Origin of the sequence: Intrasporangium calvum DSM 43043, from assembly GCF_000184685.1 — a bacterium.
Classification (GTDB): Bacteria; Actinomycetota; Actinomycetes; order Actinomycetales; family Dermatophilaceae; genus Intrasporangium; species Intrasporangium calvum.
On sequence record NC_014830.1, the window covers coordinates 2,220,075 to 2,242,129 of the forward strand.

General features: G+C 69.7%; 24 protein-coding genes. 12 read left to right on the forward strand and 12 right to left on the reverse strand.

The window, feature by feature from the left end:
* Nucleotide 1: 1 nt before the first annotated feature.
* Nucleotides 2–445: an SRPBCC family protein gene (locus INTCA_RS10020; protein ID WP_013492800.1), complete on the reverse strand. Its 444-nt coding sequence runs from the start codon at nucleotides 443–445 to the stop codon at nucleotides 2–4.
* Nucleotides 446–708: 263 nt separating this feature from the next.
* Between INTCA_RS10020 and INTCA_RS10025 the strand changes: the two genes are divergently transcribed.
* Nucleotides 709–2,499 (forward strand): AMP-dependent synthetase/ligase, encoded by a 1,791-nt coding sequence (locus INTCA_RS10025; RefSeq protein WP_013492801.1) that lies wholly within the window; start codon nucleotides 709–711, stop codon nucleotides 2,497–2,499.
* A 100-nt stretch (nucleotides 2,500–2,599) separates the two neighbouring features.
* Here the strand turns inward: INTCA_RS10025 and INTCA_RS18700 are convergent, their stop codons facing one another.
* Nucleotides 2,600–3,928 carry a hypothetical protein gene (locus tag INTCA_RS18700; RefSeq protein WP_013492802.1) on the reverse strand — a complete coding sequence of 443 codons (1,329 nt, stop codon included), beginning with the start codon at nucleotides 3,926–3,928 and terminating at the stop codon, nucleotides 2,600–2,602.
* Between the two features lie 28 nt (nucleotides 3,929–3,956).
* On the reverse strand, nucleotides 3,957–4,208 hold the full coding sequence (locus INTCA_RS10035; protein ID WP_013492803.1) for a hypothetical protein: 252 nt from the start codon (nucleotides 4,206–4,208) through the stop codon (nucleotides 3,957–3,959).
* Nucleotides 4,209–4,403: 195 nt separating this feature from the next.
* On the opposite strand from INTCA_RS10035, the gene INTCA_RS10040 reads away from it, so the two are divergent.
* Together INTCA_RS10040 and INTCA_RS10045 are read left to right on the forward strand one after the other, a co-directional pair.
* Nucleotides 4,404–6,176, forward strand: a complete 1,773-nt coding sequence (locus INTCA_RS10040) for a DEDD exonuclease domain-containing protein (RefSeq protein WP_013492804.1) — start codon at nucleotides 4,404–4,406, stop codon at nucleotides 6,174–6,176.
* Between the two features lie 10 nt (nucleotides 6,177–6,186).
* On the forward strand, nucleotides 6,187–6,471 hold the full coding sequence (locus INTCA_RS10045; RefSeq protein ID WP_013492805.1) for an Lrp/AsnC family transcriptional regulator: 285 nt from the start codon (nucleotides 6,187–6,189) through the stop codon (nucleotides 6,469–6,471).
* 23 nt (nucleotides 6,472–6,494) lie between these two features.
* On the opposite strand, the gene trpD is transcribed toward INTCA_RS10045, so the two are convergent.
* Complete coding sequence (gene trpD / locus INTCA_RS10050) at nucleotides 6,495–7,547, reverse strand: anthranilate phosphoribosyltransferase (RefSeq protein WP_013492806.1); 1,053 nt, start codon at nucleotides 7,545–7,547, stop codon at nucleotides 6,495–6,497.
* 12 nt (nucleotides 7,548–7,559) lie between these two features.
* On the reverse strand, nucleotides 7,560–8,018 hold the full coding sequence (locus INTCA_RS10055) for a PleD family two-component system response regulator (protein WP_041308619.1): 459 nt from the start codon (nucleotides 8,016–8,018) through the stop codon (nucleotides 7,560–7,562).
* A gap of 206 nt (nucleotides 8,019–8,224) precedes the next feature.
* On the opposite strand from INTCA_RS10055, the gene ctaE reads away from it, so the two are divergent.
* The 5 genes from ctaE (at nucleotide 8,225) to INTCA_RS10080 (ending at nucleotide 13,143) form a co-directional block, all read left to right on the forward strand.
* The gene (gene ctaE / locus INTCA_RS10060) at nucleotides 8,225–8,884 is read left to right on the forward strand and encodes an aa3-type cytochrome oxidase subunit III (protein ID WP_013492808.1); all 660 of its coding nucleotides are present in this window, start codon (nucleotides 8,225–8,227) and stop codon (nucleotides 8,882–8,884) included.
* 73 nt (nucleotides 8,885–8,957) lie between these two features.
* Entirely contained in the window at nucleotides 8,958–9,764 is an 807-nt protein-coding gene (gene qcrC, locus INTCA_RS10065; protein ID WP_013492809.1) for a cytochrome bc1 complex diheme cytochrome c subunit, read from the forward strand.
* Nucleotides 9,765–9,828: 64 nt separating this feature from the next.
* Nucleotides 9,829–10,938 carry a cytochrome bc1 complex Rieske iron-sulfur subunit gene (qcrA, locus tag INTCA_RS10070; protein WP_013492810.1) on the forward strand — a complete coding sequence of 370 codons (1,110 nt, stop codon included), beginning with the start codon at nucleotides 9,829–9,831 and terminating at the stop codon, nucleotides 10,936–10,938.
* Nucleotides 10,935–12,677, forward strand: coding sequence for a cytochrome bc1 complex cytochrome b subunit (gene qcrB, locus INTCA_RS10075; RefSeq protein ID WP_013492811.1), 1,743 nt, complete (start codon nucleotides 10,935–10,937; stop codon nucleotides 12,675–12,677). The genes qcrA and qcrB overlap by 4 nt, the downstream gene beginning before the upstream one ends.
* Before the next feature lie 112 nt (nucleotides 12,678–12,789).
* On the forward strand, nucleotides 12,790–13,143 hold the full coding sequence (locus INTCA_RS10080) for a metallopeptidase family protein (RefSeq protein ID WP_013492812.1): 354 nt from the start codon (nucleotides 12,790–12,792) through the stop codon (nucleotides 13,141–13,143).
* 334 nt (nucleotides 13,144–13,477) lie between these two features.
* Here INTCA_RS10080 and INTCA_RS10085 read toward each other — a convergent pair whose 3' ends face one another.
* From INTCA_RS10085 to ctaC, 3 genes are read right to left on the reverse strand one after another with little or no spacing between them, the layout of a single operon-like run.
* Complete coding sequence (locus tag INTCA_RS10085) at nucleotides 13,478–13,879, reverse strand: cytochrome c oxidase subunit 4 (protein ID WP_013492813.1); 402 nt, start codon at nucleotides 13,877–13,879, stop codon at nucleotides 13,478–13,480.
* Nucleotides 13,880–13,882: 3 nt separating this feature from the next.
* Nucleotides 13,883–15,661, reverse strand: coding sequence for an aa3-type cytochrome oxidase subunit I (ctaD, locus tag INTCA_RS10090; RefSeq protein ID WP_013492814.1), 1,779 nt, complete (start codon nucleotides 15,659–15,661; stop codon nucleotides 13,883–13,885).
* Nucleotides 15,661–16,572 (reverse strand): aa3-type cytochrome oxidase subunit II, encoded by a 912-nt coding sequence (gene ctaC / locus INTCA_RS10095; protein ID WP_244859815.1) that lies wholly within the window; start codon nucleotides 16,570–16,572, stop codon nucleotides 15,661–15,663. The genes ctaD and ctaC overlap by 1 nt, the downstream gene beginning before the upstream one ends.
* 136 nt (nucleotides 16,573–16,708) lie before the next feature.
* Here ctaC and INTCA_RS10100 point away from each other — a divergent pair, with 136 nt between their 5' ends.
* Together INTCA_RS10100 and INTCA_RS10105 are read left to right on the forward strand one after the other, a co-directional pair.
* Complete coding sequence (locus INTCA_RS10100; protein WP_244859816.1) at nucleotides 16,709–17,893, forward strand: aminotransferase class V-fold PLP-dependent enzyme; 1,185 nt, start codon at nucleotides 16,709–16,711, stop codon at nucleotides 17,891–17,893.
* A complete protein-coding gene (locus INTCA_RS10105) occupies nucleotides 17,890–18,135 on the forward strand; it encodes a sulfurtransferase TusA family protein (protein ID WP_013492817.1) in 246 nt (81 codons plus the stop codon). Before INTCA_RS10100 ends, INTCA_RS10105 begins: the two co-directional genes overlap by 4 nt.
* Before the next feature lie 13 nt (nucleotides 18,136–18,148).
* Here INTCA_RS10105 and aat read toward each other — a convergent pair whose 3' ends face one another.
* Genes aat through INTCA_RS10125 form a run of 4 tightly spaced genes read right to left on the reverse strand, consistent with a single transcriptional unit; the run spans nucleotide 18,149 to nucleotide 21,264 of the window.
* Entirely contained in the window at nucleotides 18,149–18,826 is a 678-nt protein-coding gene (gene aat, locus INTCA_RS10110) for a leucyl/phenylalanyl-tRNA--protein transferase (RefSeq protein WP_013492818.1), read from the reverse strand.
* 49 nt (nucleotides 18,827–18,875) lie between these two features.
* Nucleotides 18,876–19,862, reverse strand: coding sequence for a carbohydrate kinase family protein (locus INTCA_RS10115; RefSeq protein ID WP_013492819.1), 987 nt, complete (start codon nucleotides 19,860–19,862; stop codon nucleotides 18,876–18,878).
* Nucleotides 19,863–19,871: 9 nt separating this feature from the next.
* Nucleotides 19,872–20,585 (reverse strand): helix-turn-helix transcriptional regulator, encoded by a 714-nt coding sequence (locus tag INTCA_RS10120; RefSeq protein ID WP_013492820.1) that lies wholly within the window; start codon nucleotides 20,583–20,585, stop codon nucleotides 19,872–19,874.
* Nucleotides 20,566–21,264 carry a DsbA family oxidoreductase gene (locus INTCA_RS10125; protein WP_013492821.1) on the reverse strand — a complete coding sequence of 233 codons (699 nt, stop codon included), beginning with the start codon at nucleotides 21,262–21,264 and terminating at the stop codon, nucleotides 20,566–20,568. Before INTCA_RS10125 ends, INTCA_RS10120 begins: the two co-directional genes overlap by 20 nt.
* 78 nt (nucleotides 21,265–21,342) lie before the next feature.
* On the opposite strand from INTCA_RS10125, the gene fdxA reads away from it, so the two are divergent.
* Nucleotides 21,343–21,699: a ferredoxin gene (fdxA, locus tag INTCA_RS10130; protein WP_013492822.1), complete on the forward strand. Its 357-nt coding sequence runs from the start codon at nucleotides 21,343–21,345 to the stop codon at nucleotides 21,697–21,699.
* An 85-nt stretch (nucleotides 21,700–21,784) separates the two neighbouring features.
* A complete protein-coding gene (locus INTCA_RS10135) occupies nucleotides 21,785–22,003 on the forward strand; it encodes a hypothetical protein (protein WP_013492823.1) in 219 nt (72 codons plus the stop codon).
* Nucleotides 22,004–22,055 lie beyond the last annotated feature (52 nt).

The following is a 22,055-nucleotide window of genomic DNA, read 5'->3' on the forward strand; positions in this document are numbered from 1 at the left end:
CTCATGCCTCGGCGCGTTTCTTGAGCTCCTTGAGCGCCGTGTCAACGATGACCTTCTCCGCCTTCCGCTTCAGCAGCCCGATCATCGGCACCTTGACGTCCACGGTGAGCCGGTAGGTGACCTTGGTCGCGGCTCCGGCCTGCTCGAGCGTGTACGAGCCGTTCATCGCCTTGAGGACGGAGGCCCGGACGAGCGTCCAGGACAGCACACCCGTGCCGTCCTCGTCGATGTCCCATTCGTAGTCGAGGACGTACGTGTCCTTGATGGCGCCCGCGTCCAGGGTGAACTCCACCTGGTCCGCCCAGCCGTCGCCCTCCTCGGCCAGGATCGCGACCTGCTTCACCTCGCCGGCCCACTCGGGGTAGGCCTCGAAGTCCGCGATGACGTCGAGAACCTCGCCGGGCGATGCATCGATGACGATGGAGGACTCCGTGCGTTCGGCCATGCGCCGAAGGCTATCGCGTCGGTGCTCCGCCGCACGTCGCGACGACGTTGGCAGGGCGGCCGGTGCGGCCGCCCCCACCCACTGACCACCCGGGCGGCGGCCGGGGTGGAAGATGGGGTCAGCACGCCCGGACCGGTTCGGGACGGGACGTGGGGTCCAGCGATGTGTTCCACGTCGCGCCCGTACGGCACCCCACTGCCGTTACCGGCCGGTATCGTTCCCGCACCATCCGCCCACCGAGGAGTCACCGTGGAGGAGTCACCGTGAAGGACAAGGACGTCGCCGCAGTCGTGCCGACGACGACGGAGGGAACGCTGGCCGAGCTTCCTCGCCGCAACGCCAAGAGAGCACCGACGGACGCAGCGTTCTCGAAGAAGGGCGCTGACGGCCAGTGGACCCATGTCACCTGGGGTGAGTTCGCGGCCGAGGTGACCGCGCTCGCGAAGGGCCTCATCGCCGCCGGCGTCGACCAGGGTGACCGGATCGGCCTGATGTGCCGGACCCGCTACGAGTGGACCCTCGTCGACTTCGCGGCATGGTCCGCGGGCGCGGTCGTCGTCCCCATCTACGAGACGTCGTCTCCCGAGCAGGTCGAATGGATCCTCTCCGACTCGGGAGCCAAGCTCGTCGTCGTCGAGTCCCCGACGCATCGGGACACCGTGGAGCAGGTCCGGGACCGTGTCTCCACCCTGGGCGACGTGTACACCGTTGACGAGGGAGACCTCGACCGGCTCACGGCCCTGGGTCGCGACGTCCCGGACGACGCTCTCGCCGAGGCGCAGTCAGGTCTCGACCGGACGTCGGTCGCCACCATCATCTACACCTCCGGCACGACCGGTCGCCCCAAGGGCGTCCAGCTGACCCACGGGAACTTCCTCGACCTGGTCGAGAACGCCATCGAGAAGCTCGGCGCCGCCGTGCTTGCCCCCGGGTCCTCGACCCTGCTCTTCCTCCCCCTCGCCCACGTCTTCGCCCGCTTCATCGAGGTGCTGTGTGTCGCGTCTTCGGTGCGCATGGGCCACACCGCGGACGCGAAGGCGGTCGTGGAGGACTTCGGCACCTTCAGACCGACGTTCATCCTCGCCGTCCCGCGCGTCTTCGAGCGAGTCTTCAACGCCGCGGAGGCGAAGGCGGCGGCCGGCGGCAAGGACAAGATCTTCCATCGCGCCGCGACCGTGGCGATCGCCCACAGCGAAGCGCTCGACCACGGTGGCCCCGGGCTCAGTCTCCGACTCCAGCACGCCCTCTTCGACAAGCTCGTCTACAGCAAGCTGCGGGCGGCCATGGGCGGGCAGGTGCGCTACGCCGTCTCCGGCGGTGGCCCCCTGGGCACCCGGCTGGGCCACTTCTTCCGCGGCATCGGCATCAACATCCTCGAGGGGTACGGCCTGACCGAGACCACCGCCCCGGTGGCGGTGAACGTCCCCGACAAGGTGAAGATCGGGACCGTCGGTCCACCGCTGCCGGGCACCTCCATCCGGATCGCCGACGACGGGGAGATCCTCGTCAGGGGCGTCGGAGTGTTCAACGCCTACCACGACAACGAGCAGGCGACCTCAGAGGCCATCCGGGACGGCTGGTTCCACACGGGTGACCTGGGTGACCTCGACGAGGACGGCTACCTGCGCATCACCGGCCGCAAGAAGGAGATCCTCGTGACCTCCGGCGGCAAGAACGTCGCACCCGCCGTCCTCGAGGACCGGCTCCGGGCGCACCCGCTGGTCTCGCAGTGCATCGTCGTCGGTGACCAGAAGCCCTTCATCGCCGCCATGGTCACCCTCGATCCTGAGATGTGGCCCTTGTGGGCGGCCTCGCACGGCCTCGAGAACGTCTCCATCGAGGAGGCGCGGAGCCACCCGAAGGTCCTCGAGGTGATCCAGCACGCCGTCGACCGGGCGAACGAGGCAGTGAGCAAGGCGGAGTCGATCCGCAAGTTCGTCGTCCTCTCGGGAGACTTCACCGAGGCGAACGGCTACCTCACGCCGTCGCTCAAGATGAAGCGGAACATCGTGATGAAGGACTTCGCGACCGAGGTGGAGAAGCTCTACTCCTGACGCGGGGTCCTGACCGCTGACGTCGACGACAGCGCGACCTCCAGCGTGCCGACCATCGCGTGAGACGATCGTGAGGGCGGGGCTCATCCGGGCCCGGCCCTCACGACGTCCCGTCCGCGAGACGGTTGAGGCGGGAGCGCCAGGCGGTCAGCACGTCGTCCGAGTCGGTGTGCAGGAGGGTCCTCAGATAGTGGCCGGTGACCGCGTCGACGTCCGACCCGACGGGGGTGGAGACCGACGGCCCCGCATTGACGGCCCGGAAGAGGCGGACGAGCCCGTCCGTCCCGTGGCCTTCGGCGATGGTCCGCACGAGCAGGAGCGACAGACCATAGGCAACGGCACGATCCTCAGGGCCTGCCTCGAAGTCCCTCGAGCTGGGCACATCCATTGGCACACCAGCGCCCTGAACTCGCTCAATCGTCGTCCGGACCAGGTCCTTCTCCTCGAGGGGCAGTCCGCGGTAGGCGACGAACTCGGCCAGACCTTCGGACAGCCAGAGCGGGGGTTGCCGCACCGACGAGCGACGCGTCGTCACATGGGTGAGCTCATGCGCCATCACCACCTCCCGGCCGGCTCCGGAGAGGGAGAACCAGGCGGTCGGCACGATGACGACCCGGTCGGCCCCGGCCGGACGGTGCCCGTCGATCGGGCCGTCGGTCACCGCGGCGATGCCCTCCAGGTCCCCCTCGGCCCGTCCCAGCACCTGCGCTGCCACGGCGTCCGTGCCCGGCGCGAGCCAGACGGCCGGCTCGGCCGAACCGAGGACCTCCGAGACCCGTCGGGCCGCCCGGGTGGCTCGACGAGCCAGCTCGTCCGCGACTCCTTCAGCTCCCGACGCGAGGACGAGCGCGTTCGCGGAGCGCCGGACGACGAGCCCGGGCAGATCCCATGGTTGCGGACGATCGGACGGATGGGAGCCGATGATGCGAGCGGTGTCCGCGACACGGTCGGCGTCTGCCCTGAACGTGAGGTCGACCGAGAAGGCACGCGGTGACTCGTCGAAACCCCGCAGCCGGTAGTCGAGCGTCGCACGCATCGTCCAGGTGACCGTGCCGCCGTCAGCTCGTGGGGAAGGCGCGACCACCTCCTCGACCGAACCCAGCCTGACGTTCCCCACGCCCATCGCCTGCATGCGGCGGAAGATCGCCTCCTGCCCGGCGCGCACCGCAGGGCCGGCCAGGCCGGCCGTCCAGGCCCGCTCGGCTCCGGCCGAGATACCCGCGACCCTCGCGCGGACCATGCTCTCGGCCACCGTCCTCCGCGCCGCTGCCCGCTCACCGGCGAGCACTGCTGCGGCAGAGGTGGGCACCGCGAGCCCGACGGTCGTGCGGGACGAAAGGCGGGGGGCCGACCCGACCGCTGACCCACAGGCGCTGGGGAGGGTCAGTGCGACCACGCCCGCCAGGGCGGCGACGTGCCAGCGTCCCATGAGGTCATCGTGGCACGGGTGGCCACGCTCAGACGGCAGCCCGGCCCAGCCGGAGCGGAGTCGGTCCCTCCGTCGGGACCGCACGTGCGGTGTTCGCGGTCTCGTGCGTGACCAGGCCCGCAGCGATCAACACGGACACCGCCCGCCGCTCGGCTCGGTCGAGCGGTAAGCCGGTCTCGGACTCCGGCGCTCCTACCGGGATGGCCGTCAGCGCCGTCACCATGCAGTCAGCGCAGTGGACGTCCCGGACGGGGCAGGTCTGGCAGTCGATGAGCATCATCGGCTCCACCCTTCTTCGTCGTTGCGAACTGTCGAGAGAGACGGTAGAGGCGACCACCGACAGCCACGACGGCCACCGACGACACCGAACCCGAGCCGCCGAACCAGACCCACCGCCTGCGTCGGGCTCTCGCAGCCGGCCCACCACCCGTCGCGCCTCCGAAGCAGTGTCAGCCCAGCGGCATACGGTCGACCCATGCAGGCGATCCAGGCGACGTTCGACGACCTCGGCACCCGGCTCGCCGACGTCACCTTCGTCGTCGTGGACCTCGAGTCGACCGGCGGGAGCCCGGCGCAGTGCGGCATCACCGAGATCGGCGCGGTCAAGGTTCGTGGTGGCGACGTCATCGGCGAGTTCCAGACCTTGGTCAACCCCGCCGAGCCGATCCCGGCCTTCATCTCGGTGCTGACCGGGATCACCGATGCAATGGTGGCCGACTCCCCGCGGATCGAGTCGGCCTTCCCCGCGTTCCTCGAGTTCGCTGCCGGCAGCGTCCTGGTGGCCCACAACGCGGGCTTCGACATCAGCTTCCTCAAGGCGGCCGCGGTGCGCACCGGCACACCGTGGCCCGGTTTCGACGTGCTCGACACCCTCACTCTGGCGCGTCAGCTGGTCACCCGGGACGAGGTGCCGAACCACAAGCTCTCGTCCCTCGCGCGGGTCTTCGCCTCCCCCACGACCCCCGACCACCGGGCACTGCACGACGCGCGAGCCACGGTCGACGTGCTCCACGGCCTGATCGAGCGGGTGGGCAACCTCGGCGTCCACACCCTCGAGGAGCTGGCCAGCTACACCTCCCGCGTCTCGCCCGCGCAGCGCCGGAAGCGCTTCCTCGCCGACGCACTCCCCCACGCCCCTGGCGTCTACCTCTTCAAGGACGGAGACGGACGCGTCCTCTATGTCGGCACCAGCCGTGACATCCGCTCCCGCGTCCGCAGCTACTTCACGGCCGCGGAGCAACGCAGCCGGATGGCCGACATGGTCCGTCTGGCCCACGCCGTGACACCGGTCGTCTGCCAGACGCCCCTCGAGGCGCAGGTGCGCGAGCTGCGACTCATTGACGAGCACCAGCCCAGGTTCAACCGCAGGTCCAAGAACGCTCGGCGCCAGCTCTGGGTCAAACTGACCAGCGAGCGCTTCCCCCGGCTGTCCATCGTGCGGCAGGTGCGCGACGAAGGTGGCCACCACATCGGGCCCTTCCGCTCGCGCGTCACCGCCCAAGCCGCCGTGGACGCGGTGCACGAGATCGTCCCCCTCCGCCAGTGCACCCAGCGCATCACCGGCACGGAGTCAGCCTGCGCGCTGGCTGAGCTGGGACGATGCGGTTCGCCGTGCACCGGCGCCCAGTCGCGGGACGACTACGCACGTGTTGTCGCCGACTGTGCGGCGCTCTTCTCCGGCGATGCGCGCGGCGGAGGCGACAAGCTGCGCTCGCGCCTCGCGGAGCTCGCGGCCCAGGAGCGCTTCGAGGACGCTGCGCGCGTCCGGGACCGCTTCCTCCACCTCGTCCGGGGGGCCGCTCGGTCCCAGCGCCTCACCCCGTTGATGCAGGCCCGAGAGCTGGTGGCTGCCCGGCGGGGCGAGAGCGACGGCTGGGAGATCGTCTGCATCCGGCAAGGTCGACTTGCCGGCACCGTCGTCAGCCCGCGTGGTGGTGACCCCATGGTCCACGTGCGCGTCCTCCAGGCGACCGCGGAGGTGGTCCCCACCCCGGAGCCGGGCGCGACGGCCGCGCTCATCGAGGAGACCGAGATCCTGCTCCGTTGGCTCGAGTCTCCGGGGGTGCGCATCGTCGAGCTGGACGGCTCGTGGACCTGCCCGGTCGGAGGGGCCGGCGCGCTGCGTCGGGAGCTCGAGCCGGCCGTTGCCGCCGCCCATGAGGTGGTCGGCTTCGACCGCGACGCAGGTGACGCAGGTCGTGACTTCCCGCGGAGGGCGGCCCGGGACCGCCACCGCCGGGCGGGATAGGGTTGGGGCCGTGATCACCGCCATCGTCCTGATCAACTGTGAGGTCAACCGCATTCCCGAGGCTGCGGAGGAGATCGCCGAGATCCCCGGCGTGTCCGAGGTCTACTCCGTGACCGGCGACGCCGACCTCATCGCCATGGTCCGGGTCCGGGCCCACGAAGAGCTCGCTGACGTCATCGCCGACCGGCTGAGCAAGGTCAAGGGAGTTCTGGGCACGGCGACGCACATCGCCTTCCGCACGTACTCGTCGCATGATCTCGAGGCGGCTTTCAGCCTGGGGCTCGACGGCGAGTAGCCCGAGCCGTTTCCGCTGTCCCCTCAGGCCCGGCTGGCCTCGACCCACCTGTCGATGACGCGGGTCGCCGCGCCCGAGTCGATGGCCAGGGCAGCCCGGTCGATCCCCGCCCGGAGGTCCCGGTCGAACGATGCCTGGTCCTCCCCCGAGTCGGGCTGGGTGATCGCGAGCGCAATGCCGGCGTTCAGCAGGACCGCGTCACGCACCGCGCCACGCGCGCCGGCGAAGACCTCCCGGACCACGGCTGCGTTGTGCACGGCATCGCCACCCCGCAGGTCCTCGGTCGGGTGCAGCTCCAGACCCATCCGAGTCGGGTCGACCATGCGGTGCCCGATCTCGCCGTCACGCACCCACCAGACCGTGGTCGTCGTGGAGACGGTCACCTCGTCGAGACCGTCGTCGCCACGAAAGACAGCCGCGTCCTTTCCGCGGCTGGCGAAGACCCCGGCGAGCAGCGGTGCCATGGCAGCGTCGGCACAGCCAATCGCGGCATAGGTGGGCTGTGCCGGGTTGGTCAGCGGGCCGAGGAAGTTGAAGGCGCTGCCGACACCCAGCTCACGTCGAGGCACGGCCGTGTGCCGGAACGAGGGGTGGAAGGTCTGCGCGAAGCAGAACGTGATGCCCGCTTCGTGGACGATCTCGACGACCCGCTCCGGCGGGAGCGAGAGGTCGATTCCCAGGGCCTCGAGGACGTCGGCGGACCCGGAGGATGACGACGCCGCCCGGTTGCCGTGCTTGACGATGCGGATGCCTGCCGCGGCGGCGACGATCGACGACATGGTCGAGATGTTGACCGTGTGGGCCCGGTCCCCGCCTGTGCCGACGATGTCGAGGCTGGGCCCCTCCACCTCGATCCGGTGGGCCCGGGACAGCATGACCTCCGCGAGGCCATGCATCTCCGCGACGCTCTCACCCTTGGCCCGCAGGCCGATGAGGAACCCCGCGATCTGAGCGGGGGTCGCCGCGCCGTCCATGATCTGCCCCATGGCCCACTCGACCGTGTCCCGGTCGAGGTCACGGCCGCCGATGAGATCGGTGTAGATCGAGGGCCAGGAGATTGCGTCGACCTGCGTCATCGATCGAAGGGCTCAGGAGGCGGTGGGCACGCCGGAGCGTGCGAGGAGCGCGACCGCGGAGGTCAGGGCAATGGGGTCGAGCGGGTGTGGAACGGCGAGGTCCGCCATCGACCAGGCTGCGAGCCAGGAGTCCTGGGGGCGTCCGGTCAGGACGATGATGGGAGGGCAGTTGAAGATCTCGTTCTTGAGCTGGCGAGCCAGGCCCATCCCGCCGACCTTCGCCGCTTCCCCGTCGAGCACGAGCATGTCGAAGTGGTCCCCTTCGACGGCGCTGATGACCGCCGCAGCGGTGGCGCACTCGAACCAGCGCACCACCTCGACGTCCTTCGCGGGGCGACGACCGACCGCCGCACGAACCGTGTCACGGGTGGTGACGTCGTCGCTGTAGAGCAGCACGCTCACCTGGTGCCGGGGCGCCGCGTCGGCGCGCCCTCCGGTGGTGTCGGTGGCGATCTCGTTCGAGGCGGTCATGCTGCCGATGCTACCGGTCCGCACCCCCGGCCCTGCAGCGCCCTCCCACGTCCGATCGACCACGCGGTCGGGGCCCCGCCAGGTCCCGGCAGCGGGCGTTGACGTGCGCGTTGCGTGGGCGCTGACGTGGGCGCACGTCACGAAATCATCAGGACCTGACCGAAAACCGGGGGTGGCTGGCACACACATCGCCAATTGTGGGAATAATGACCGACGTGGCGACAGCATCAGCAGTACCTTCCAGCGCAATAGCGACAGCCGGCCATGGCCCGGCGACCCGTCCCAACATGGTTGCCGTCGGCACCATCGTGTGGCTCTCCAGTGAGCTCATGTTCTTCGCGGGCCTGTTCGCGGTGTACTTCCAGCTCCGATCGGTCCGTGGCGACCTCTGGGCAGAGCAGGTCGAGAAGCTCAACCTCCCCTTCGCGACGGTCAACTGCCTCGTTCTCGTCGTCTCGTCGGTCTGGTGTCAGCTGGGGGTCTGGAAGGCCGAGCGCGGTCAGAAGGCACGCACCGGCTCCCTCCTCGACCTGCGGAACTGGGGCATGCGGGAGTGGTACGTCCTCACCTACCTCTTCGGCTCCTTCTTCATCGCCGGCCAGGTCATGGAGTACGCCGAGCTGGTGCACGAGAACGTGACCCTCAGCTCCGACGCCTACGGTTCCGTGTTCTACATGGCGACCGGCTTCCACGGGCTCCACGTCACCGGCGGCCTCCTGGCCTTCCTGCTCATCATCGGGCGCACCTTCACGACCCGTCGCTACACGCACGCCAACGCCACGGGTGCCGTCGTCACGTCGTACTACTGGCACTTCGTCGACGTCGTCTGGATCGCGCTGTTCGCGACCATCTACATCCTCCGATGACGGCCACCGCGCCGCGCCACGCTCGCCCGACCCGCTCCACCCGCACCGCCCCGACGGACGACAGGACCTCACAGTGAACGCCTTGGCCGCACGCCGACGACACCCCGCCGCGATCGCGCTGCTCATCCTCGTCGGCCTGCTCATCACCGGTGGCGCCTACTCTTTCATCGCCCCCAAGGACGCCAACGCCTCCGCGGCCGTCGCGACAGCCTCCGTCGACGAGGGGCAGAAGCTGTTCCTCGGCAACTGCGCCTCGTGCCATGGCACGAATGCCCAGGGCACGGCCTCCGGGCCGTCGCTGGTGGGCGTGGGTGCGGCAGCAGTCGACTTCCAGGTAGGCACCGGCCGGATGCCGATGGCCAAGCCGGCCGTGCAGGCGCCTCGCAGCGAGGTGAAGTTCGACGAGGACGAGATCGCCTCCCTCGCCGCGTACGTCGCGTCCCTGGGCCCCGGTCCGGCCGTTCCGGACGAGAAGTCGACCACCGTTCTCCAGCCCGGCACCGAGGAGGACAACCGGGCGATCGCCGAGGGCGGCGAGATCTTCCGCGTCAACTGCGCGATGTGCCACAACTTCGCCGGCGCCGGAGGAGCCCTCACCCGGGGCAAGTACGCTCCCGCACTCGAGGGCGTCCAGCCGAAGCACATCTACGAGGCAATGGTCACCGGCCCGCAGTCGATGCCGGTCTTCAGCGACACCAACCTCGACGCCGCCGCCAAGCAGAAGGTCATCTCCTACCTCAAGGCACAGGAGGAGGCGACGAACGTCGGTGGGCTCACGCTGGGCAACCTCGGGCCGGTCTCGGAGGGACTCTTCGCCTGGGTCTTCATGCTCGGCATCCTCATCGGTGCCGCCGTCTGGCTCGGCAAGAAGGCCGCATGAGCCGCGGCCCCCGGCACCGCCACCCCAACATCGTCCGGACCATGAGCGACAGGACATCAACCCGATGAACGACAACCAGACCACCGCGGCACCGGTCGAGGGCCACGCGCTCGTGCCTGCCTCTGGTGACGGTCAGGTCCTGCCGGCGTCGCTGGCAGCCGGACCGGACACGTTCGAGGACCCTGGCCTGCCCCCCCACATCCACCGAGCCGCCGACATCGACCCCGCCGCCGCAAAGCGGGCAGAGCGGCAGGTGGCGACGATGTTCGGCATCTCGATGCTCGGCGCGCTGATCTTCGTGGTCGCCTACTTCGCGATCCGTGACGAGGCGACCTTCTTCCTGCCCGGCGTCGGCAAGACCAGCACGCAGAACGTCGTCCTGGGGCTGTCGCTCGGGGTCTCCATCCTCTTCATCGGTCTCGGTGCCGTGCACTGGGCCAAGACCCTGATGTCCGACGAGGAGGTCGTCGAGGAGCGCCACGCCCAGGCCTCTAGCCCCGAGGCTCGCGCCGGCGCGGTGACCGTCGTCAGCGATGGGGTGGAGTCGACGGGGCTGACCCGGCGTCCCGTGCTCAAGTACTCCTTGGGTGGTGCGCTCGGGTTGTTCGCCCTGCCGCTCGGTCTGCAGATCGCAGGGTCGCTCGGGCCGGTCACGGTCGGCGAGCTCAAGGAGACCCTCTGGGACCCCGAGAACAACGGCGGCAAGCCGATTCGTCTGATGCGCGACCCCGAGATGACCCCGATCAAGCTCGCGGACGTGACCAACGGCTCGGTCTTCCACGTCATGCCGGAGACCCTGCAGCACTCCATCGACGAGCGGAAGCACGTCCTCGAAGGCAAGGCGAAGGCGGCGGTCATCCTGATCCGTCTCGACCCCAACGACATCAAGGTGCAGAAGGCTCGCGACTGGGGCGTCGACGGGGTCGTCGCCTACTCGAAGATCTGCACCCACGTCGGATGTGCCGTCGGCCTGTACGAGCAGCAGACCCACCACCTGCTCTGCCCCTGCCACCAGTCCACCTTCGACCTGACCGAGGACTGCAAGGTCATCTTCGGCCCGGCCAAGCGTGCGCTGCCGCAACTCAAGATCACCGTGGACGACGAGGGGTACCTCGTTGCGCCCGAAGGCTTCGCCGAAGCCGTCGGACCGAGCTTCTGGGAGCGTAAGCGATGAGCGCCACCTACCAGCCACGTCACGCCTCGGAGCTGCGCGACGGCGACCGAGCCGCCGAGCATCGCCAGGCCGACCAGAAGCCCCTTGGTGGCATCGCCGGGTGGGTCGACGACCGGACCGGTGCGGCCAAGGGCACCAGCTACCTGCTCAAGAAGGTCTTCCCCGACCACTGGTCGTTCATGCTCGGCGAGATCGCGATGTACTCGATGATCGTCTGCCTGCTCACCGGGGTCTTCCTCACCTTCTGGTTCGTCCCGAGTGCGTCCCAGGTCGTCTACGACGGGTCCTACGTTCCGCTCCAGGGCATCGTCGTCTCCGACGCCTACCGGTCCACCCTGGCGATCTCCTTCGACATCCGCGGTGGCCTGCTCATCCGCCAGATCCACCACTGGGCGGCCCTGATCTTCGTCGTTGCGGTGTTCGTGCACATGGCCCGCGTGTTCTTCACCGGCGCGTTCCGCAAGCCGCGCGAGATCAACTGGGTCTTCGGCACGATCCTGTCCCTCTTGGCCGCCATCGAGGGCTTCGCCGGCTACTCGCTCCCGGACGACCTCCTGTCGGGCACCGGCATCCGGGCGATGAACGGGTTCGTCCAGTCGGCGCCGGTCATCGGCTCGTACCTCTCCTACTTCATCTTCGGCGGCGCCTTCCCGGGTGAGTCGATCATCCCGCGCCTCTACTCCGTCCACGTCCTGCTCATCCCGGCGATCCTCGTCGCGTTGTTCACCGCGCACATCCTGCTCGTCTTCGTGCACAAGCACACGCAGTACCCCGGACCCGGCCGGACCAACAACAACGTCGTCGGCTACCCGTTCATGCCGGTCTACATCGCCAAGGCGGGCGGGTTCTTCTTCATCGTCTTCGGTGTCATCGCGTTGGTGTCCGCCGTCGTGACGATCAACCCGATCTGGGCCTACGGCCCGTACGACCCCTCCCCCGTCACCGCGGGATCGCAACCTGACTGGTACATGGGCTTCGCCGACGGAGCCCTGCGCCTCGTCCCCGGCTGGCTCGAGTTCGAGTCGTGGGGCGGGTTCACCTGGAGCATGAACATCTTCCCGTTCTCGCTCATCCTCCTGCCCGCCATGTGGACGCTCATTGGTGTGTACCCCTTCGTCGAGAAGTGGGTGACCGGTGACAACCGCGAGCACCACCTGCTCGACCGTCCGCGAAACGCCCCGACGCGCACCGCCATCGGTGTGGCCGGCATCGTGATGTACGCAGTGCTGATGTTCGCCGCGGGCAACGACCTCATGGCGATCAAGCTGCACCTGTCCATCAACGACATCACCAACGCCCTGCGCCTGCTCTTCTTCATCGGCCCACCGATTGCCTTCTGGATCACCAAGCGCATCTGCCTGAGCCTCCAGCGCGCCGACCGGCAGAAAGTGCTGCACGGTCGCGAGACCGGCACGATCTGGCGCCACGCCGATGGTCGTTTCGAAGAGATCCACGCCCCGCTCACCCCGATGGAGCGCTGGCCGCTCGTGCAGCACGAGGTGGCCGAGCCGTTCGAGCTCACCCATGAGGTGGACGCGAACGGAGTCGCACGCCCGGCCGCCCGCAAGGACCGCCTCCGCGCGAAGTTCTCGCACTTCTACTTCCGCGATCGGGTCCCGACCGTCACCCCCTCCGAGCTCGAGGCGGCCCACCACGCCCCCGAGGCGATCGAGGCCCACGGGAAGGCCTACGAGGAGGCGCGTGAGCCGGAGGCCATCGAGCCGGCCGGACGCCCCTGAGAAAGCGCTCTGGCCGGCCCTGAGCCGGCGCACCGACGAGAGAGGCCCCATCGCGAGTCCGCGGTGGGGCCCTCTCGCGTTTCTGAGCAGAGCCACATGCGAGACTCCCAAGGTGCAGCACCTGAGTGACACCGAGTTCGAGGCCGCCGTGGCGGAGGCCCTCGACGGCATCCCTGCCGAGCTGGCTCGGGCGATGGACAACGTCGTCGTGCTCGTCGAGCAGGAGCCGCCCGAGGACGATCCCGACCTGCTGGGGGTCTACGACGGCACCCCGCTCACCGAGCGGGACGGTTGGTGGGCTGCCGGAGCCCTGCCGGACCGGATCACCATCTTCCAGGGCCCGCTCGAGCGCATGTGCCGCTCCGTCGACGAGCTGCGCGACGAGATCGCGATCACCGTCGTCCACGAGGTCGCGCACCATTTCGGGATCGACGACCGCCATCTCCATGAGCTCGGGTGGGGCTGAGCGAGGCGATCCGGCCCTACCGGAGCCCTGTGTCGAGCCCGCTGACGCGGACGGCACCGCAGGGCACGACAGAGCCGCACGGAGGTCCTCCAGAGCTCAAGCCTGGCGTGAGACCAGTGGCCACTCGCCCTTTACCTGACGGGCCAGCGGGGTTACGGTCGAAGAGCAGTCAATACCGATCGGACGGAGGTGCTATCCGATGTTCTCTCCCAGACGATCGCACTGCGAGCCCGAAGGGCCGTGACCACCTCGGTACTCGGTGAGGGGGAGGACGGACGTCCTCCCCCTCACCCATGCCCGACCGTCGGGGTGACGCACGCGTCAGCGAGACGGCTCAGATGGAGTACCTGCCGGAGAACGACTCGAAGACCCACAGCACCGTGGCGACCACGGCGAAGAGCGCACCGATGATGAACAGCCACCACCCGATCGCCAGGCCGGCGAACATGATCGCGCCCGCACCGGCGAGCCAGAGCGGCGTCCAGGAGCTGGCGACGAAGTAGCCGTAGTTGCCTTCCGCCTCCTCGATCTCTCCGCTGGCGTTGTCCTCCGGCCGCAGCGGGAGCTTCTTCCCGGTCATCCAGAAGTAGAAGCCGGTGAGGAGGAACAACCCCGCGGTGAGTGAGAGGGCGACGACCCCGATCGGCTCCTTCCAGCCCGACCAGAACCCGTAGACCAGGGTGACCGGGACGAAGAACGCGAGCAGGTAGAAGAACAGCTTGGTCTCGACGCGCATCGGTCAGTCTTCCTTCGGCTCGCGGGTCGTCGAACGCTCGGCAACAGTCTCGTCGAGGTCCGCCGGCCCCATCACCTGGACGAGCGTCCCGCGGTCGGGCACCGGCCGGGTCCCGGGCGCCGCCTCCGGGTGGTGCAGGTCGAAGGCCGGTCGCTCGGACCGGATCCGGGGCAGCGACGTGAAGTTGTGGCGTGGCGGCGGGCAGGAGGTCGCCCACTCCAGCGATGCGCCATAGCCCCACGGGTCGTCGACCCCGACGAGCGGAGCCTTCTTCCAGGTGCGCCACACGTTGTAGATGAACGGGATCATCGAGGCGCCGAGGAGCAGGGCGCCGATGCTGGAGACGATGTTGCCGGTCTGGAAGTTCTCTTCCGGCAGGTAGTCGGCGTAGCGGCGGGCCATGCCCTCGACGCCGAGCCAGTGCTGGATGAGGAACGTCGTGTGGAAGCCGACGAACAGCATCCAGAAGTGGATCTTGCCGAGCTTCTCGTCGAGCATCCGGCCGGTGAGCTTGGGCCACCAGAAGTAGAAGCCCGCGAACATCGCGAACACCACCGTGCCGAACACCGTGTAGTGGAAGTGCGCGACGACGAAGTAGCTGTCGGACAGGTGGAAGTCGAGGGCCGGGCTGGCCAGGATGACGCCGGTCAGGCCACCGAAGAGGAAGGTGACGAGGAAGCCCATGGCCCAGAGCATGGGCGTGTCCATGGAGACCTTCCCGCCCCACATCGTGCCGATCCAGTTGAAGAACTTCACCCCGGTCGGAACCGCGATGAGCATGGTCATCACCGCGAAGAAGGGCAGCAGCACCTGCCCGGTCACGTACATGTGGTGGGCCCACACCGCGGTAGAGAGGGCAGCGATGGAGATCGTCGCGAAGACCAGCGTCTTGTAGCCGAAGATCGGCTTGCGGGAGAAGACGGGGATGACCTCGCTGATGATGCCGAAGAACGGCAGCGCGATGACATACACCTCGGGGTGGCCGAAGAACCAGAACAGGTGCTGCCAGAGCATGGCACCGCCGTTCTCCGGGTCGAAGATGTGCATTCCGAAGCGTCGGTCACCGCCGAGCGCGAAGAGCGCCGCAGCCAGGATCGGGAAGATGATGAGGACGAGGATCGAGGTGATGAGGACGGTCCAGGTGAAGACCGGCATCCGGAACATCGTCATGCCGGGGGCGCGCATGCACACGATCGTCGTGATGAAGTTGACGGCGCCCAGGATCGTGCCGAACCCGGCGAACGCGAGGCCGAAGACCCAGAGGTCGCCACCCAGTCCGGGGCTGTAGCTCTCCGTCGACAGCGGCGTGTAGGCGAACCAGCCGAAGGAGGCTGCGCCCTGCGGAGTCAGGAAGCCGGCAGCGGCGATGAGGCCACCGAAGAGGTACGTCCAGTAGGCGAACATGTTGAGTCGCGGGAAGGCGACGTCCGGCGCACCGATCTGCAGCGGCATGAGCGCGTTGGCGAAGCCGGCGAAGAGCGGGGTCGCGAAGAGCAGCAGCATGATCGTGCCGTGCATGGTGAACAGCTGGTTGAACTGTTCCTTGTTGTCGACCACCTGCAGCCCCGGAGCCACGAGCTCGGCCCGGATGAGCAGCGCGAGGATGCCGCCGACCAGGAACCACAGGAACGAGGTGATGAAGTAGAGGTTGCCGATGACCTTGTGGTCGGTCGTCGTCACCCACTTGACGAAGGTGCGTCCCTTGATCTCGGAACGCGGCGTGACTGGTGCGCCGGTCGGCACGGAGCCCGTGGTGGCGCTGCGGTCTGCGGTCGTGGTCATCAGTTGCTCCCGGTACGAGCAGGTTCGGGGATCAGCTCGGCGTCTCCCTTGACGAGGTCCTCACGGCTGGCGTCGACGGGGAGCTGGCCGGTCTGGCCGAGCTCCGCGAGTCGGGCCATCTGCTGGTCGTACTCCTCCTGGGAGACCACCTTGACCATGAAGAGCATCTCGGAGTGGTAGGCGCCGCAGAGCTCCGCGCACTTGCCCTGGAACTCTCCGGTCTGGGTGGGCACGATCTGGAGGCGGTTGGTCTTGCCCGGGATCATGTCGAGCTTGGTCATGAAGGCGGGCACCCAGAAGCTGTGGATGACGTCGCGGGAGTTGAGCACGAACTGGACCCGTTGGTTCACCGGCAGGTAGAGGACGGGCATCTGCTCGCGGGTCCCCTCCTCGCCGGTCAGCTGGGTGTGCACGCCCGTCTCGTAGACGTCGGAGTCGACGTAGTTGAAGTCCCAGCTCCACTGCTTGCCCACGACACTGATGGTCACGTCCGGGGTCTTGCTGTTGTCCGTGAGCGCCGCCTCGTCGCGGGCCGTGTAGTAGAAGAACACGGCGACCATGAAGACGGGGATGATGGTGTAGAGCAGCTCGACGGGGACGTTGTAGCGCAGCTGCACGGGCAGGGTGTCGTCGCCCTTGCGGCGGCGGAAACGCACGGCGGCGTAGAGCATGAGGCCCCACGTGATCATGCCGACGGCGAGCACGGCGATCCAGCTGCCGACCCACAGGTCCGTGACTCGCTCGCCGCTGTCGGAGATCGCCTGGGGCATGAAGCCGTTGGAAACCTGCCCCTGGCAGCCGGCCAGCGCCACGGCGCTCACCGTCGCCAGACCCGCGAGGCGCAGGCCCCTGCGTCGGCCGGACGACGCCGGCGTCGCGGTCCTCACCGGGGTGTCTTCGTGCTCAGGCACCAGGTGCACCTTTCCTTCCGTCTCCACACCATACAAAGCAAAAAGGGCATCGCCCAGAGAACACGGGCGTGCTCAATGCCGAACCCTACCGCCACAGGGCTCCAGATGTCCGCGTGGGTCCGGATAACGTTGTGGCGTGGCGAACCAGTCTCCGAGGGCTCCCGTGCGGCGGCGTCTGCTCGACGCGGCGGCAGGTCCGCTGCACCCGGTGGCGCGCGAGACGCTGAGCGCCGCCCTCGAGGCGGGTTGGGCGGACCCCGCGCGCCTCCATGCCGAGGGCCGCCGGGCCGCTGCGCTGCTGGCCCGCGCGCGGGAGGTCCTGGCTGAGGGGCTGGGCGTCAGACCCGCGGAGGTGAGCTTCCTCCCGAGCGGTCCCACCGCGCTGGTGCGGGCGGTCGACGGCGTGCTGTATGCCGCTGAGCGCCGTGGCGCTCGGACCGTGGCCTCCGCGGTGGAGCACTCCGCGATCCTCGTCCCGGGTCGGGCGCGGGCGGCCCGTTCCGGGGCCGCGGACCGCTTCGCCGAGGTGCGCGTCACCCCCAGAGGGGCCGTCGACCTCGGCGCCTGGGCGGAGGCCCTCGCCGTGCCGGGAACGGTGGCGGCAGCCCTCCAGGCCGCGAACGGCGAGGTCGGGACGCGACAGCCGCTGGAGGAAGCGTGGGCGCTGACCGAGCCCAGCGGCATACCCCTCGTGGTGGACGCGACGGCGTCCCTGGGTCGCGATGCGACACCGGTTGCGTGGGACGTCCTGGTGGGGGACGCCCGGTCGTGGGGAGGCCCCCCGCTCGGCGTCCTCGTCGTCCGGGAGGGGACCCGCTGGCACTGGCCCGGCGCCTGGCCGGACGTCGAGCACGGACGGACCGACGTGACGCCCTGGGTCCCCCTCGCGCTGGCCGCTGCGGAGGCCTGGCAGCAGACCGCCGCCTCGCGGCCGGCCGACGCCGCCGCGGCTCGGGACCTGGTCGAACGGATCCGCGCGGCGGCTTCCGCCGTCCCCGACACCGAGGTCGTGGGTGACTCCGTCGACCGGCTCCCCCACGTCGTCACGTTCTCGAGTCTCTACGTCGACGGTGAGGCGCTCGTCGGCGCCTTCGACCGGCAGGGCCTCGCCGTGGCGAGCGGCTCGGCCTGCACCTCCAGCACGCTCGAGCCGAGCCATGTCCTGGCTGCCATGGGCACACTGACGCACGGCAACGTGCGGGTGACCCTGCCGCTCGGAGCGGTGAGCCCGGGCCGCGAGGAGGACGTCGAGGTCCTCTGCACCATTCTCGGACCCACGGTCCGGGAGGTCCGCGGCGAGCTGGGCGTGGCCGGGCTGTGACTCCCGAGCACGTCGTCGACGCCCGGGGCAAGCGCTGCCCGCTTCCCGTGATCGAGCTCGCCCGCTACGTCGCGGACCACCCCGGCGCCGGCACGGTGGTCCTGCTGGCCACCGACCCGGCGGCGGCCCACGACGTCCCCGCGTGGTGCCGGATGCGCGGTCACCGCTTCGTGGGCCAGCGGCCCGCTGGCGACCACACGGAGCTCGTCGTCGAGCTCGTGGCCCGGCCGGCTGACCCCTGACCTCCTCGCCGGGTCAGGCCCACGGTGCCGGCAGCGGGGCCTCCAGGGCCACCGCGAGGAGCCGGCGGTACTCGTCCCTCGGCACCTCGGTCACTCCCAGCGTGGCCAAGTGGTCGGTCTGCCACTGCACGTCGATGAGGCGACGCGGGTCGCCGTCCTGCGCGAGGAGCTCGTGGAGGCCGACGAGGGCGACCTTCGACGCGTCACGCACCGCGTGGAACATCGACTCTCCGGCGAAGAGCCCACCGATGGCGACCCCGTACAGCCCACCGACGAGCTGTCCGGCCTGCCAGGTCTCGATGGAGTGCGCCCACCCCGCCTCATGGAGGTGGACGTAGGCCTCGACGATCCGGGGCGTGATCCAGCGACCGGACCGCCTCGGGTCCCCACACGCGAGGACGACCTGCTCGAAGGCGGTGTCGACCCGGATCTCGAACTTCGCCCGCGACTTGCGCAGCGACCGGGTGACCCTGAGGTCGCCCATCCGCAGGATTCCGCGCGGGTCCGGAGACCACCAGCCAATCGGCTCCGCGCCGTGTTCGCCGATCCCCATGGGGAAGACACCGATCGTGTAGGCCGCGTACAGCGTGGCGACGTCGAGGTCGGCGCCGACGCCGATGAGGTCCTCCTCCGGTGGCAGTCGGTCGAGGTCGAAGTCCCACGGGGTGGAGGGCGGCGGAGACGTGGGCACGGACCGGCCCCGGTCAGCTGGCGGCGGCTCGACGGCACGGACCCATGGGTCAGGGCCGCTCGCACTCGATGTGGGGACCGACCTCGTCCGCGGACTCGTCCCCGTAGGCCTCGGCGAGCCGCTCGAGGAAGTCGGCCTTTCGCACGGAGTACTCCTGCGTCCCGACCGTCTCGATGACGTAGGTCGCGAGCATCGAGCCGAGCTCTGCGCACCGGCGCACCGGAAGGTCGGCCGCGAGGCCGGTCAGGAACCCGGCCCGGAAGGCGTCACCGACACCGGTGGGGTCGGCCTTGCGGACCTCGCGGGCTGCCCCGACGTGGACCGGCTCCTCGCCGCGGACCCGGACGGTCACCCCGTCCTTGCCCTGGGTCTTGACCTGGACGCGCACCCGGTCGGCGAGGTCGTCCTCGCTCCAGCCGGTCTTCTGGCAGGCGATCGCGGCCTCGTACTCGTTGGTGAACAGGTACTCGGCTCCGTCGATGAGGCCGGCGATCCCGTCGCCGTCGAGGAACGCGAGCTGCTGCGAGGGGTCGGCGGCGAAGGGGATGCCCCGCGAGCGGCACTCCTCGGAGTGGCGCTGCATCGCGATCGGGTCGTTGGCCCCGATGACGACGAGGTCGAGGCCGCCGACGCGGTCGGCGACCGGCGCGAGCTCGATGTCGCGCGCCTCGGTCATGGCGCCGGCGTAGAACGTCGCGATCTGAGCCATGTCCTGGTCCGTCGTGCAGATGAACCGCGCCGTGTGGTGGGACTCGGAGTAGTGCACGGAGTGGCAGTCGACCCCGTGTCGCTCGAGCCAGGAGCGGTAGTCGGTGAAGTCCTCCCCCACCGCGCCGACGAGGATCGGCCGTTGGCCGAGCGACGCCATCCCGAAGGCGATGTTGGCTGCCACACCACCGCGCCGGACCTGCAGGTCCTGCGTGAGGAAGGACAGGGAGATCTTGTCCAGCTGCTCGACCACGAGCGAGTCGGCGAAGAGCCCCTCGAAGGTCATCAGGTGGTCGGTGGCGATGGAACCGGTGATCGCGATCTGCACAGCGAAAACCTAGCCTGTCGGCGCCGGGACGACGCCATGGCCGTTCCCCTGCACCGCCCGCTCGAGGTGGGCGACACAGTGGGTCGGCCGGACGAGGGGCTCGAGGCTCGCGACCCGGAGCGGAGCGCCGGTCGCCTCGAGCAGGCCCTCCATGAGCCCGCGGTGGACGGCGCACACGACGTCGAGGTGCTGGGTGGCCACCTCGAGAAAGGGGCACGAGGTGACGTCGATCCGGATCCGGTCGGGGTCCTCGCGCGACGGAAGCGACGTGAACCCCATTCCCGACAGCGTGTCGACGACGAGGCCGGCGGCCGCGAGGTCGGAGCCGACGTGGCGTCGACCGGCGCCGGCGGCCCTGCCGAAGGCCCGCCCGGCCCGCGCTGCCGTTCCCCCGGGGTCGGGGGCGGAGGTCCCGAGCTGGGCGGCGAGGATCTCCGCGAGCAGCCGGTAGCTGCGGCGCGACCCGCCAGGCGCAGGCCCGGCGACGTAGTGCGTGCGCGGACGACCGGGCACCGTGCGGTCCTCGCGTTCCCGGGACACGACACCGGCCACGCACAACGCCTCGAGGTGGAACCTCGCGGTGTTCGGGTGAGTGCCGAGCCGGCCCGCCAGCTCGGCTGCGGTCGCGGGCCCGCCAAGCTCCCGGAGGGCGGCCAGCACGCGTGCCCGGGAGGGTCCGAACCCGGGCTGCTCCACGGCTCCGTCAGGCGGCGGGATGCTCACGCGCTCGATCGTCCCACGTCCCGAGGCCGCGGCTCTTCAGCTGCGCCCCCAGCCAGTCGACCGCCTCGACGCCCACGATCGTCTGGCCGCCGGCGAGCACGGTGGGCACGGTGCCGCCGAGCTCGCGCCATTGGGAGCGCCAGTCGCGCACCAGGTGCCACGCGTCGCTCGAGATGGGCCCGCCGGTGACGTCGCAGGCCAGGCCCCAGCGCCACACCGGCTCAGAGCTCGATGCGCTGCCCCTCAGGTCTGCGGCAAGGAGCGACCGCAGGACCCGAGGGTCGTCGAGGTCGACACCCTCGTCCCAGAAGGCCTCGAACAGCCGTTCCCGCACGACTCGAGCCACTCCGCTCGCGTACGCCTCGGCGTAGGCGGACGTCGCCGCGCCCGTGAACGGCACGTGGCCGTTGGTGCTGTGGGGCAGCGACTCGCCCGGTTGGAGGTGCTGCCTGACCAGCTGGACCTCCCGGTGCAGGTCCTCGAGGCGGCTGCGGTGGGCCGCTGGGTCCAGATGACGCCACCGCTCGTGCGCGACGGTCCTCCAGTCGACGGACACCACGGCCTCGGCCAGCAGCACGCAACGTCGCCAGGCGAGGTGGCTCCAGGGACAGGTGAAGTCGCCCCACACGGTGAACCCGGAGACCGGGGTGTCCGCTGAACCCTCGCGGTTCGTGCCCATTCCCTCTTCTCCTCTCGGTCGTCCCGACCTACAGTGTGTTTTTACAACTTCTTTGTGAAAACCTCAAGGGGTGACCTCATGACCTACGTGATCGGCAGTCCGTGCATCGACGTCAAGGACCGGGCCTGCGTGGAGGAGTGTCCCGTCGACTGCATCTACGAAGGGCAGCGGTCGCTCTACATCCACCCCGACGAGTGCGTCGACTGCGGCGCCTGCGAGCCGGTCTGCCCGGTCGAGGCGATCTTCTACGAGGACGACCTGCCCCCCGACCTGGAGCCCTACCTGCAGGACAACGCCGACTTCTTCGAGGAGACCATGGCGGGGCAGGCCGAGCCCCTCGGGTCGCCGGGAGGAGCCGCGGCCGTCGGGACGCTCCCGTTCGACACCCCGCTCGTCACCGCGTTCCCCCCACGCGCCACCGCGTCGCCGGACTGAGCCCGAGGCCGGGGCGTCGGACGCTCGCGGGACTACTCCCCGGTACCCCTGTCGGACCGCCCCGCGCCGGCATAGCGTGGGCGACATGGTCACCCCGAGCCTGCGCCACCCGACCGAGCTGCTCGAGTTCCCGTCGCCGCGGGACGGGTTCGACACGGGCAGCGTCGGCGAGCTGGCCGAGGACTGCCGGGACATCCACGTGCCCGAGTTCGCCCCGCTCCCGTCCGAGCACCCGCACGTCGACATCGACGTCCCGGACCGCGCGGCCGCGCTGGTGCACGGCCTCGACGACTACGGGTTCTGACACCGAGGAGACGGCCGCCCAGGGGTGGCGACAGCGGCAGCCAGCCCGGCGG